Raw genomic sequence first — 12,748 nt, 5'->3', positions numbered from 1 at the left:
GATCGGACACCAACATGAGCATTGACATCAAACAGCTCGGCGCCTCGCTGAGCGGGCAATTCGAGAACCTCAACGGGCGCCATCCGGGCCAGTGGCCGATCGTGCCGCGCGTGCTGTGCGGCATCGGGGTCGTCGTCGGCGTCGTCGCGCTCGGCTACTTCACCTACCTCAGCGCCCAGTTCGAGGAACAGGCCCTCAAGGCCGGCGAGGAGGTCAAGCTGCGCGAGGAGTACCGCGGCAAGATGGCGCAGGCGATCAACCTCGAGGCCCTGATCGAGCAGAAGAGGCTGGTCGACCAGTACGTCGACAGGCTCCAGAAGCAGTTGCCGAGCAAGGCCGAGATGGACGAGCTGCTGTCGGACATCAACCAGGCCGCGGTCGGCCGCGGCCTGCAATTCGCCCTGTTTAAGCCGGAGCCGCCGGTGGTCAAGGACTACTACGCCGAGCAGCCGATCGACATCAAGGTCACCGGCAGCTACCACGACATCGGCGCCTTCGCCGGCGACATCGCCAACCTGCCGCGCATCGTCACGCTCAACAACATGTCGCTCACCGCCAAGGATGGCGTGCTGCTGCTCGAGGCGCTCGCCAAGACCTTCCGCTACCTCGACCCCGAGGAGGTCAACGCCCAGCGCGAGGCCAAGGCCGCCGCGGCGGCCAAAGCGGGCCCCGCCAAGAAGGATAACAAACCATGATGAGCGCCACCAAACCATTCCCGGGCCGGCCGCGCGGGCCGCTGGCGCCGCTGCTGCCGCTGCTGCTTCCGCTGCTGCTGGGCGCCTGCAGCGACAGCGACGTCAAGGAGGTGCAGGACTGGATGGCCCAGGTCAAGAAGGAGACCAAGGTGCGGGTCGACCCGATCGCGCCGCCCAAGACCTTCATCCCGTTCGCCTACGCGCGCACCGACGCGACCGACCCGTACAACCCCGAGAAGCTGCTGGCCGAACTGGCCCGGGTCGCGGCGAAGTCGGTCAATCCGCTCAAGCCGGACGACACGCGCCGGCGCGAGCTGCTCGAGACCTACCCGCTCGACACCATGCGCATGGTCGGCACTCTCAACAAGGGCGGCGTGATGTACGGCCTGGTCAGGATCGACGCCACCTTGCACAAGGTGCGCCCGGGACAGCGGATCGCCCAGAACTTCGGCGTCATCACGGCCGTGGGCGAAGAGGAGATCGACCTTAGGGAAGTAGTACAGGATGCCGCCGGCGAGTGGGTAGAGCGCATGTCGAAGCTGGAGTTGCAGGTACAGGAGACCGGAAAATGATTTCAATTAACAACATCGTGGCACGCAGCTGGTGGACCCCAGTCCTGCGCCTTGGCGCACTGCTGGCCCTGACCGTCGGCGCGGGCGCCGCCCAGGCCCAGGCCCAGGACAACGCGATCGAATCGATCACGGCCAACCAGCAGGGCTCGAACGTGATCGTCAACATCGCGATGACGCGCGCGCCCGACAAGCTGCCGATCGGATTCTCGATCTCGAACCCGAGCCGCATCGCGCTCGATTTCGGCGCCACGGGCAACGCCAGCGGCAAGACCGGCCAGGAGCTCAACGTGGGCGACCTGCGCAGCGTCAACGTGGTGCAGGCCGGGTCGCGCACCCGCCTCGTGCTCAACCTCAACCGCTCGCTCAACTACGCCACCGCGATCGACGGCAAGTCGGTCATCGTGACGGTCGAGGGTTCGGGCGGCGTGGCCCAGGCGGTCAAGGCCAACGGCCTGCCGGCCGCGCAGGCGGGCGCCTTCGTCGGGCGCGCCGCGCCCAAGCGCCAGATGCTGCGCAACCTCGACTTCCGCCGCGGCAGCAACGGCGAGGGCCGGGTCGTGGTCGACCTGCCCAACAACCAGGTCGCGGTCGACGTGCGCACGGTCGGCAACTCGATCGTGGTCGACTTCCTCAACACCGGCCTGCCCGAGACGCTGCGCCGGCGCCTCGACCCGACCGACTTCGGCACCCCGGTGAGCATGATCACCACCGTGCCGCAGGGTGACAACACGCGCATGACGATCCAGGCCAGGGGCCTGTGGGAGCAGACCGTGTACCAGAGCGACACCCAGCTCGTGATCGACGTCAAGCCGATCAAGGAGGATCCGAACGCGCTCACCCAGGGCACCCAGGGCTACCGCGGCGAGAAGCTCTCGTTCAACTTCCAGAACGTCGAGGTGCGCGCCGCGCTGCAGGCCATCGCCGACGTCTCGGGCCTGAACATCATCACCAGCGAGTCGGTCAACGGCAACCTGACGCTGCGCCTCAAGGAGGTGCCGTGGGACCACGCGCTGGCCGTGATCATGCAGGTCAAGAGCCTCGACATGCGCAAGAACGGCAACGTGCTGTGGATCGCCCCCAAGGACGAGCTGCTGACCAAGGAGAAGCTCGAGATGGAGCAGCGCGCCGCGATCACCGAGCTCGAGCCGCTCAAGTCGGAGATCTTCCAGCTCAACTACCAGAAGGCCGATGCGTTCAAGTCCGTGTTCGGGATCGAGGGCTCGGGCGGCAGCGAGAAGAACCGCATCCTGTCCAAGCGCGGCAGCGCCGTGATCGACGCCCGCACCAACCAGTTGTTCGTCACCGACGTGCCGTCCAAGATCGAGGACATCCGGCGCCTGATCAGCAAGACCGACGTCGCCTCGCGCCAGGTCCTGATCGAGGCGCGCCTGGTCGAGGCCAACGACAGCTTCAGCCGCAACCTCGGCGCCAAGCTCGGCTTCGCCGACCTGCGCACCCTGCGCGGCGGCGATTCGGGCTACCAGATCAACAACAGCAGCAGCAACCGCGTCGCGCTCGGCGGCAACATGACGGGCATCGGCCAGGTCACCGGCCAGACCCCGGACACCGGCGACGGCTACACCAACACCCAGATGGTCAACCTGCCGGTGGCGAGCAACCTCAATCCGGCGACGATCGCCTTCAGCCTGTTCTCGGCCGCCTCGAACCGCTTCCTGAACCTCGAATTGTCGGCCCTCGAGGCCGACGGCAAGGGCAAGATCATCTCGAGCCCGCGCGTGGTCACCGAGGACAAGGCGGTCGCGATCATCGAGCAGGGCATCGAGATCCCGTACCTGGCCGCCTCGAGCAGCGGCGCGACCGCGGTCACGTTCAAGAAGGCCAACCTGCGGCTCGAGGTCACGCCCCAGATCACGCCCGATGGCAACGTCGTGCTCGAGGTCGAGGTCAACAAGGACTCGAAGGGCGAGAACACCACCTTCGGGCCGGCCATCAACACCCAGCACGTCAAGACCAAGGTCATGGTCGAGAACGGCGGCACCGTGGTCCTCGGCGGTATTTACCAGCAGGAGGACCTGAATGACACCACGAAGGTGCCTTTGCTTGGTAATATCCCCATCCTCGGCAATCTGTTCAAGAAAAACTCGCGCACCAGCAACAAGACCGAATTGCTCGTGTTTATCACGCCGAAGATCGTGGCCGAACGCATCTCGGCCCAATAGGCGCGGCGGGCGGCCGGCGCCGTCCGCGACCAATTCGCACCACCAAGAACGCATCGACAAGGCAGGAATATGAACAAGACTGACAGCACCAACACGAAACGCCTGCCCGGCCTACTGGCCGCGCTCGCCTGCGCAACCCTGCTGGCCGCCTGCGGCGGCGGCGGCGGCTCGCCCGGACAGGTCGGGCCGATCGTCCCCCCGACCCCGGGCGACCCGGTCACGCCGGTGCCGGTGCCGGGACCGAAAATGACGCTCGTCATCCTCGACGGCGCCGGCAACGGCATCACCACCCTGTCGGGCGGCCAGAGCGCCGTGGTGCGCGTGACCGTGCTCGGCGCCGACGACAAGGCCGTGCCCAACGCGATCGTCAAGTTCGAGGCCTCCGACGCCACGCTCGTCACGTTCACGCCCGAATCGGCCTCGGCCCTGACCGACGCGGCCGGCGTGGCCGTGGTCAGCCTCAAGCCGGCCAGCTTCAGCTCGGCCGGCGCGCTGTCGATCAGCGCCAGCACCGTGGTCGGCGCCAAGACCGCCGCCGCGGCCAAGAACATCGCGGTCGGCGCGGCCCCGCTGACGGTCGGCGCGCTGCGCTTCTCGCCGCTGCCGCCGGCCAGCCTGCCCGCCTTCAGCACCGCCTCGCTGGTCATCCCCGTCACCAGCGGCGGCGCCCCCGCCAGCACCGCGAACGGCCTCGTGCTGACCTCGCTTTGCACCGGCGACGGCAGCGCCAGCCTGGTGGTCGGCTCGCTCTCGAACGGCCAGCTGTCGGCCACCTACACCAATCGCGGCTGCCTGCGCGTCAACGACGTCATCACGGCCGCGATCGGCAGTTCGTCGGCCAGCATCACGATCCCGGTCAGCGCCGCCAACATCGGCACCGTCAAGTTCGTCAGCTCGAGCGTGGCCACCTCGATCGTGCTCAAGGGTTCGGGCGGCCTGGGCCGCTCCGAGTCGGCCCAGCTGAACTTCCGCGTGGTCGACCAGCAGGACACCGGCCTGGGCGGCGTCAACGTCGCCTTCACCGCCACCACCACCACGGGCGGGCTGACGCTGTCGCCGCTCAACGCGACCACCGACGCCCAGGGCAACGTGTCTGTGACGGTCTCGTCGGGCACGATCCCGACGCCGGTGCGCGTGATCGCCGAGGCGACCCGCAACGGCGTGGTCATGAGCGGCCTGTCGGACACGCTGGTGATCTCGACCGGGCTGCCGATCCAGAAGTCGCTTTCGCTCAGCGCCGACATCTACAACATCGAGGGCTGGAGCTACGACGGCGAGATCTCCAGGGTCACGGTGCGCATGGCCGACCAGTACGGCAACCCGGTCTCGGACGACACCGCCGTCAACCTGGTCGCCGAGGGCGGCGCGGTCGGCTCCTCGCAGATCGGCGCCTGCGTGACCGTCGACGGCGGCTGCACGGTCAATTTCCGCAGCCAGAACTTCCGCCCCGTCAACGGCCGGGTGAGCGTGCTTGCGTACGCGCAGGGCATCAAGACCTTCAACGACGCCAACGGCGATGGCCAGTACACCTGCAAGGTCTACACCAAGCCCGACGGCACCGCCACCACCGACCCGTACCGCCCGCTGATCGACCTGTGCGTGAAGGACCAGGGCGAGGCCTACACGGCGCAGGGCGACGCCTTCCTCGACACCGATTTCAACAAGGTGTACGAGGCGGACAAGGGCGACCTGCCGTTCCCCTACGGCCACGCCAACTACCTGAGCGCCGACAGCGGGCGCTGGGGCATCACCTACATCAACAGTTCGATCGAGCTGATCCTGAGCGGCTCGGTGGCCACCATGTATTGGCGCCATTGCACCTTCGCCGGCGTGTGCAACGCCTGGAGCACCAGCCCGCAGCGCGTGATCCCGAACCTGCACGGCCCCGGCTGCAAGAGCATGGTGCTCGAGATGCGCATCACCGACCTGCACGACAATCCGATGCCGTTCGGCACCACGGTCAGCTCGGTCGACACCGGCAAGGTGTTGCCGGGCACCTACGCGCCCAACCTGATCACCTCGACCAACGCGGCCGGCGGCACATTCCACACCGTCACGGTCAAGCCGGACGACGCCTGTTCGTCCGACTCGTTCGGGGTCAGGGTGCTCACGCCAAAGCAGAACGGCTCGGTGTTCACGTTCCAGTCGGGGCCAGTGGCGCCTTGAGGTCGGCCAACCTGTTCCTGGTCGGCTTGATGGGGGCCGGCAAGACCACCATCGGCCGCATCCTGGCCAGAAAGCTGGGGAAACGCTTCATCGATTCCGACCACGAGATCGAGGCCCGCACCGGCGCCTCGATCCCGTGGATCTTCGAGATCGAGGGCGAGCCGAGCTTCCGCCGGCGCGAGGCCGAGGTCATCGGCGACCTCACGGCGTGCGACGGCATTGTGCTCGCCACCGGCGGCGGCGCCATCCTGAGCGCCGAGAACCGCGCCTTCCTCAAATCGCGCGGCACCGTCATCTACCTGCGCGCCAACGTCGCCTCGATCCTGGCGCGCACCTCCCACGACAAGAACCGGCCGCTGCTGCAGACGGCCGACCCGCGGCGCCGGCTCGAGGAGCTCACGGCCGAGCGCGAACCCCTGTACCGCGAAATCGCCGACCTGGTCATCGACACCGGCCGACCTAACGTACAATCGATGGTCCAGACCATACTGACGCAGCTGGCCGCGCTCGAAGCCTCGGGCGCGCAGTCGGCGCACAGACCTTACGCGGACGCATCGATGATCGAACAATCAAGCATTTTCCTCAACGTCGAGCTAGGCGAACGCAGCTACCCGATCGCGATCGGCGCGCGCGTGCTGTCCGACGCCGGCCTGCTCGAGCGCCACATCGGCGGCCACAAGGTCGCCATCGTCACCAACACCACGGTCGCCCCGCTGTACCTCGAGCGGCTCGCCGCGCCGCTGCGCGCGGCCGGGCGCGACGTCATCACGGTGGTGCTGCCCGACGGCGAGGAGCACAAGAACTGGTCCTCGCTGATGGCCATCTTCGACGCCCTGCTGGCCAACAAGTGCGACCGCAAGACCACCCTGGTCGCGCTCGGCGGCGGCGTGGTCGGCGACCTGACCGGCTACGCCGCGGCCAGCTACATGCGCGGGGTGCCGTTCGTGCAGGTGCCGACCACGCTGCTGGCCCAGGTCGACTCCTCGGTCGGCGGCAAGACCGGCCTGAACCACCCGCTGGGCAAGAACATGATCGGCGCCTTCTACCAGCCGCGCGCGGTGCTGGCCGACACCTCGACCCTGGCCACGCTGCCGGCGCGCGAACTGTCGGCCGGGCTGGCCGAGGTGATCAAGCACGGCGCCATCACCGACCTCGCGTTCTTCGAATGGATCGAGGCCAACATCGACCGCCTCATGGCGCGCGACGAGGCCGCGCTGGCGCACGCGATCGCGCGCTCTTGCGAGATCAAGGCCGAGGTGGTGCGCCAGGACGAGCGCGAGGGCGGGCTGCGCGCGATCCTCAATTTCGGCCACACCTTCGGGCACGCGATCGAGGCCGGGCTCGGCTACGGCGCCTGGCTGCACGGCGAGGCCGTCGGCTGCGGCATGGTGATGGCGGCCGACCTGTCGTGCCGGCTCGGGCTGGTCGAGCAGGCCACCGTGGCGCGCATGCGCGCCCTGGTGGCGGCGGCCGGGCTGCCGACGGTGGCGCCCGACCTGGGCGCGGCGCGCTGGCTCGAGCTGATGGAGGTCGACAAGAAGAACGAGGGCGGCGCGATCCGTTTCATCCTGCTCAAGCCGCTGGGCAGCCCGAGCATCACGGGCGCGCCCGAGGCGGCGCTGCTGGCGACGCTGGCCGCCTGCGCCGCGCCACCGGGCTGATGGGTCGCGGCGCCGAGCACGAGCGGGGCCTGGCGCCGTACGCGGCGCGCTCGGGCGGCGGCGCCGGGCGCGTCGTCGACGAGCCGGCCGCGGCCGGGCGCAGCCAGTTCCAGCGCGACCGCGACCGGATCGTCCATTCGACCGCGTTCCGGCGCCTCGAGTACAAGACCCAGGTGTTCCTCAACCACGAGGGCGACCTGTTCCGCACCCGCCTCACGCACAGCCTCGAGGTGGCGCAGGTGGGCCGGGCGCTGGCGCGCAGCCTGCGCCTGAACGAGGACCTGGTCGAGGCGATCTCGCTGGCGCACGATCTCGGGCACACCCCGTTCGGGCACGCCGGCCAGGACGCGCTGAACCACTGCATGCGGGAGCACGGCGGCTTCGAGCACAACCTGCAAAGCCTGCGCGTGGTCGACACGCTCGAGCAGCAGTACGGCGCCTTCGACGGCCTGAACCTGATGTACGAGACGCGCGAGGGGATCCTCAAGCACTGCTCGCAGGCGAACGCGCGCGCGCTCGGCGCGCTGGGCCAGCGCTTCCTGCTGCGCAGGCAGCCCACGCTCGAGGCGCAGGTGGCCAACCTGGCCGACGAGATCGCCTACAACAACCACGACATCGACGACGGCCTGCGCTCCGGCCTGATCACGATCGGGCAGATCGGCGAGGTCGATTTTTTCGCGCGCCACCGGCGCGAGGTGGAGCTGGCGTATCCGGGGCTGGGCGGGCGGCGCGCGATCCACGAGACCTTGCGCCGCATGATCAACGCGCTGGTGACGGACCTGATCGCGGCGTCGAACGAGCGGATCGCGGCGGCGCGGCCCGACAGCGTGGAGGCGGTGCGCGCGGGCGCGCCGCTGATTTGTTTCTCGGACGCGATGCGCGCCGACGCGACCGAATTGAAACGCTTCCTGACCGAGAACCTGTACCGCCACTACCAGCTGCAGCGCATGACGCTCAAGGCGCGCCGCATCGTCGGCGACCTGTTCGATGCCTTCCACGGCGACCCGACGCTGCTGCCGCCGGATCACCGCAGCGGGCGCGGCGAGCCGCAGCGGCAGGCGCGCGCGATCGCGGACTACATCGCCGGCATGACCGACCGCTACGCCGTGCTCGAACACCGGCGCCTGTACTCGATCGACGATCTGTAGCAACCCGCGGCAACCAGTTCCGGTATCGGGGTCAGCCCCCGATTGCGCGGCAACTAGTTCGGATATCGGGGTCAGACCCCGATATCCGGCCTTTGCTGCTTAGAAAAGGCCCGGCCGGTGCAGCTCGAGCAGCAGCTTCTTGACCGGCGCCGGCAGCGGCGCGGCGCCGATGTCGGCCAGACTCCACCACTGGTGGCCGCGCGCGAGCGGGGCGCGCGCCGACAGCGTCGCGTGGTGCGCCGTGATGTGCAGCTTGTAATGCGTGAACACGTGCACCAAAGGCAGCAGCGCCCGCACCTGGTCGACGCTGCCAAACGCGGCCAACGCCGCGTCGACCATCGCGCCGTCGGGCGTGTCGTCCGCGTTGGCGTGATGCCCCGCCAGTTCCGGCAGCGACAGCAGACCGCCCCAGATGCCCTTTTCCGCGCGCTGCTCGAGCAGCACCTCGCCGCCCTCGACGATGACGAGCATCGCGGCCTGCTTCTCGGGCAGTGTTTTCTTCGGTTTGCGCACCGGCAGTTCGGCCGTGCGCCCGCCCGCGTGGGCGACGCAGCGATCCCGCAAGGGACAGCGCGCGCAGTCGGGGCTGGAGCGCGTGCACAGCGTCGCGCCCAGGTCCATCAGGCCCTGGGTGTACGACTCGATGGCGCCGCCGCCGCCGTCGGGCAGCAGCGCCTCGGCGCGCCGCCACAGCGCGTCCTCGACCGGCTTGAGGCCGGGGTACTGCTCGACCCCGAACACGCGCGCGAACACGCGTTTGACGTTGCCGTCCAGGATCGCGGCGCGCGCGCCGACCGAGAACGCGGCGATCGCCGCCGCCGTCGAGCGGCCGATGCCGGGCAGTTGCGCCAGCAGCGCCGGGTCGCCCGGGAAGACGCCGCCGTACTCGGCCGCCACCCGCCTGGCGCAGGCGTGCAGGTTGCGCGCGCGGGTGTAGTAGCCCAGCCCGCTCCAGAGCGCCATCACGTCGTCGAGCGGCGCCGCGGCCAGCGATTCGAGCGTGGGGAAGCGCGCGAGGAAGCGCGCGTAATAGGCCAGCACGGCGCCGACCTGGGTTTGCTGGAGCATGATCTCGGACAGCCAGATGCGGTAGGCGTCGCGCGTGTTTTGCCACGGCAGCGCGTGCCGCCCGTGCGCCCTCTGCCATGCGACCACGGCGCTTGAAAACGCCGGATCGGCGGGGCCGCCGGCGCCGCCGCCGGCCGCGCCGTCCCTCACGCGGCCGCGCCCAGCGCCACCCGCTCGGCGTCCATGGCGGCGCTGACCGCGCCGACCATCGCGGTGAGGCGCTCGCGCAGTTGCTCGTGCTGCACCAGCTCGGCCTGGAACTGGTCGATCTTCTCCTCGAGGCTGTCGGAGGCGTCGTGGATGCGCTGGATCGAGGCCAGCCGGTGCTTGAGCTGCTCCTTGTGGACCCGGATCTGCGCCTCGAGCGGGGCCATGATGACCTTGAGCCAGGCCTCGGCGTCGGCGTTGGCGGCGCGGAAGCTGCGCCGCACGCGCGAGGCGATCGAGTCGAAGAAGCGCTCCATCAGGGTCCCGCGGGTGCTCATGAGCAGGGTGGTGGTGCCGAACTGGCGCGTGTAGACCTCCTCGATGGCGTCGACCTCGCGCCGGTATTTGTCGAGCGAGAAGGTGGCCGGCAGCGCCAGCGTCAGGCCGTGCTCGGACGAGAATTTGCGGTACATGATCTCCATCATCTCGCTGATCTCGACCACCTTCTGCGACGACTGGTCGAGGTTGGCGCGGGCCTGGTCGAAGAACTGGCGCACCGGTCCGCGCATGCCGGTGGCGAAGCGGCTCGCCTCCATCGAATCGCGCACGGTGCCGATCTCCTGCTGGATGATGGCCATCCCGAGCGTGTTGTAGAGCTCGGTCGAGAGGCGGGTGAACACCGAGCGCGTGCCCTGCAGCTTGAACAGGCTGCCGTCGAACTCCTTCTTCTCGGCGTCGATGCGCTTCATCATGTGGGCGATCACGCCCTGGTTCTTGCCGCGCAGGCTCTTGAGCTCCTGGAGCTGCTCGACCACGTCGCGCATGCGCGCCCCGACCATCGCGTGCTGGGCGCCCGAGAGGGCGTCGAGGTCGGCCGAGAGCTGCTTGCGGATGATGTCCTTCTTGGCCGGGATCAGCTCGTTGAACAGCGCGCCCTCGAGCGCGCCGAGCCGGCTTTTCTCGAGCAGCGCCATGTCGCCGTTGATCTTGGCCACCAGCGCCTTCTGCGCCGACACCGGGAACACCTGCTGCTTGTCGAGCGCGAGCGTGTGCGCCACGCTGGTCTGCTGGCGCTCGATCTCGGCGTCGTTCTCGGCGCCCGACTTGAGCTCGTCCCACATGGCGTCGATCTTGTTCATCACCACCACCCGGCCCGAGCCGGGCCCGATGTGGGTGCGCCAGACCTCGATGTCGCTCTTGGTCACGCCGGTCTCGGCGGCCAGGATGAACAGCACCGCGTGCGCGTTCGGGATCAGGTTGAGCGTGAGCTCGGGCTCGGTGCCGATCGCGTTCAGGCCCGGCGTGTCGAGGATCACCAGCCCCTGCTTGAGCAGCGGATGCGGGAAGTTGATGATCGCGTGGCGCCACAGCGAGATCTCGATCCTGCCGTCGGCGTCGAGCGTCGCGGCGATGTCCGGGTCGTCCTTGTCGTACAGGCCGTAGCTGGCGGCCTCGGCCAGCGTGACGTGCTTGGTCATGCTGACCTGCTTGAACGTCTCGTGCATGTCGTCGCCGGCGTCGAGCGAGAGCGGCAGCACGGTCCAGGCGGCCTTGTCGTCGCGGTAGTCGCTGGTCGACAGGTTGGTCGCGCGCGTCTCGATCGGCAGCAGGCGGATGCAGGGCGGGTAGGCCGCGTCGTACATCAGCTCGGTGGGGCACATGGTGGTGCGCCCGGCCGCCGACGGCAGGATGCGCTGGCCGTAGTCGGCGAAGAAGATCGCGTTGATCAGCTCGGACTTGCCGCGCGAAAACTCCGCCACGAAGGCCACCGACAGCTTGTCGTCGGCCAGGCGCGCCAGCGCGCGCGCGATGCGCTGCTCGGTCGCGCCGTCGCTCAGCTCGGCCGCGCCGACCCAGGACTGGTAGCGCTTGAGCGCCGCGACGACGCCTTCGCGCCAGCTGCTGTAATGCTGGAAATCCTGCACAATGATGCTCACGTAAACCTCCTGCTCACTTAAACCTTCGATGCGGGTCCTCGCGAACCGGCGTAATTTGTCATCCTTCCACCCCCCCGCCAATCTTGTCGCCCGTGTCATTTTTGGCAACGGACGCAATAGAATGTCGAGCGTTGCCCCTGCTTTATCTGGCGAATGGGGGATCCGCAATTGCGGCAAGGCACTCCGGTACGATCATAGACGAAATATGTCTGTTGGAAATACCCTGATTGCCCATTGACATCAATAAAGTCGCGCAAAGTGCTGCCTCCCTGCACGATCGCGGCCGCGAGCACCTCGCGGATGGCCGCCGCGAGCCTGTCGCAGCGGGCGCGGCCGATCTTCGCGGCCGCTGTCTTGGGGTTGATGCCCGCCCTGAACAAGCTTTCACAGGCGTAAATATTGCCAACCCCCACAACGATGTCGCCGGCCAGCAATACCTGCTTGATCGGGGCGCCGCGGCGCCGGCTTTCGCGGTGCAGCAGCGCGCCCGAGAAGGCCTCCCCGAGCGGCTCGACGCCGAGTCCGCGCAGCAGCGGGTGGCCGCCGAGCTCGCCGTCGGCGTGCGCGTGCCAGAGCACGGCGCCGAAGCGGCGCGGGTCGGTCAGGCGCAGCACCTGCGGCCCGGCGCCGCCGACGACGAGGTCGAAATGGTCGTGCTTGCCCGGCGGCACCCCGCGCGGCAGCACGCGCAGGTGGCCCGACATGCCCAGGTGGATGATCAGGGTGCCGTGCTCGAAGCCGATCAGCAGGTATTTGCCGCGCCGGCCCGTGTGCAGGACGCGCCGGCCGGCGAGCAGGGCCGGCAGGCCGTCCGGGAACGGCCAGCGCAGGCCGGCGCGCCGGGTCAGCACGGCCTCGACGAGGCGGCCTTCGATGTGGGGTGCCACGCCGCGGCGCGTGACTTCGACTTCGGGCAGTTCTGGCATGGCGGGTCTGGGGTCGGTTCGGGGCGAGCGCGGCGGCGCCGGTTTTCGCATTTCCCATGCGCACGTCGGCGCGGGCTTCGGCGTAGAATCGTACATCACCGTCTTGTTGGGGTTGCCTTGAAAAACGCTTTCGTCATTGTAACTCTTAGCGCACTGTTGTCGGCGCCCGCCGGCGCGTCCGGGCAGGCGGCGGCGCCGCCCGCGCCGGCGGCTCCGGCCGCACCCCCGGCCCCGGCGGCGGCCGCGGC

At 68.9% G+C, this 12,748-nt stretch carries 9 protein-coding genes; 6 read left to right on the top strand and 3 right to left on the bottom strand.

Annotation, left to right across the window (positions count from 1 at the left end; all coding sequences use genetic code 11):
* Positions 1-14 precede the first annotated feature (14 nt).
* The 6 genes from C7C56_RS04605 to C7C56_RS04580 all read left to right on the top strand — a co-directional run bounded on the left by C7C56_RS04605 (position 15) and on the right by C7C56_RS04580 (position 8,422).
* On the top strand, positions 15-695 hold the full coding sequence (locus C7C56_RS04605; RefSeq protein WP_106756311.1) for a type IV pilus inner membrane component PilO: 681 nt from the start codon (positions 15-17) through the stop codon (positions 693-695).
* Positions 692-1,267, top strand: coding sequence for a pilus assembly protein PilP (locus C7C56_RS04600; protein ID WP_307719023.1), 576 nt, complete (start codon positions 692-694; stop codon positions 1,265-1,267). The genes C7C56_RS04605 and C7C56_RS04600 overlap by 4 nt, the downstream gene beginning before the upstream one ends.
* Positions 1,264-3,447: a type IV pilus secretin PilQ gene (locus C7C56_RS04595; protein ID WP_106756309.1), complete on the top strand. Its 2,184-nt coding sequence runs from the start codon at positions 1,264-1,266 to the stop codon at positions 3,445-3,447. The genes C7C56_RS04600 and C7C56_RS04595 overlap by 4 nt, the downstream gene beginning before the upstream one ends.
* A 69-nt stretch (positions 3,448-3,516) precedes the next feature.
* Positions 3,517-5,613 (top strand): Ig-like domain-containing protein, encoded by a 2,097-nt coding sequence (locus C7C56_RS04590; RefSeq protein WP_106756308.1) that lies wholly within the window; start codon positions 3,517-3,519, stop codon positions 5,611-5,613.
* 29 nt (positions 5,614-5,642) lie between these two features.
* Positions 5,643-7,274, top strand: coding sequence for a bifunctional shikimate kinase/3-dehydroquinate synthase AroKB (aroKB, locus tag C7C56_RS04585; protein WP_106756368.1), 1,632 nt, complete (start codon positions 5,643-5,645; stop codon positions 7,272-7,274).
* Positions 7,274-8,422: a deoxyguanosinetriphosphate triphosphohydrolase gene (locus tag C7C56_RS04580; protein WP_106756307.1), complete on the top strand. Its 1,149-nt coding sequence runs from the start codon at positions 7,274-7,276 to the stop codon at positions 8,420-8,422. Before aroKB ends, C7C56_RS04580 begins: the two co-directional genes overlap by 1 nt.
* A 99-nt stretch (positions 8,423-8,521) precedes the next feature.
* On the opposite strand, the gene mutY is transcribed toward C7C56_RS04580, so the two are convergent.
* The 3 genes from mutY to mutM form a co-directional block, all read right to left on the bottom strand.
* A complete protein-coding gene (gene mutY, locus C7C56_RS04575; protein ID WP_106756306.1) occupies positions 8,522-9,640 on the bottom strand; it encodes an A/G-specific adenine glycosylase in 1,119 nt (372 codons plus the stop codon).
* Positions 9,637-11,565, bottom strand: coding sequence for a dynamin family protein (locus tag C7C56_RS04570; RefSeq protein WP_106756367.1), 1,929 nt, complete (start codon positions 11,563-11,565; stop codon positions 9,637-9,639). Before C7C56_RS04570 ends, mutY begins: the two co-directional genes overlap by 4 nt.
* Positions 11,566-11,669: 104 nt before the next feature.
* Positions 11,670-12,500, bottom strand: a complete 831-nt coding sequence (mutM, locus tag C7C56_RS04565; protein WP_106756305.1) for a bifunctional DNA-formamidopyrimidine glycosylase/DNA-(apurinic or apyrimidinic site) lyase — start codon at positions 12,498-12,500, stop codon at positions 11,670-11,672.
* Positions 12,501-12,748 lie beyond the last annotated feature (248 nt).

Source organism: Massilia glaciei, from assembly GCF_003011895.2.
GTDB classification, from domain to species: Bacteria; Pseudomonadota; Gammaproteobacteria; order Burkholderiales; family Burkholderiaceae_D; genus Telluria_A; species Telluria_A glaciei.
The sequence above is the reverse complement of the archived record's forward strand: the minus strand, read 5'-3'. Positions and strand labels throughout refer to the sequence as shown.

Coding starts and splice junctions, on each gene's coding strand:
- C7C56_RS04605 (WP_106756311.1), top strand. CDS start 15: ATGAGCATTGACATCAAACAGCTCGGCGCCTCGCTGAGCGGGCAATTC.
- C7C56_RS04600 (WP_307719023.1), top strand. CDS start 692: ATGATGAGCGCCACCAAACCATTCCCGGGCCGGCCGCGCGGGCCGCTG.
- C7C56_RS04595 (WP_106756309.1), top strand. CDS start 1,264: ATGATTTCAATTAACAACATCGTGGCACGCAGCTGGTGGACCCCAGTC.
- C7C56_RS04590 (WP_106756308.1), top strand. CDS start 3,517: ATGAACAAGACTGACAGCACCAACACGAAACGCCTGCCCGGCCTACTG.
- aroKB (WP_106756368.1), top strand. CDS start 5,643: ATGGGGGCCGGCAAGACCACCATCGGCCGCATCCTGGCCAGAAAGCTG.
- C7C56_RS04580 (WP_106756307.1), top strand. CDS start 7,274: ATGGGTCGCGGCGCCGAGCACGAGCGGGGCCTGGCGCCGTACGCGGCG.
- mutM (WP_106756305.1), bottom strand. CDS start 12,500: ATGCCAGAACTGCCCGAAGTCGAAGTCACGCGCCGCGGCGTGGCACCC.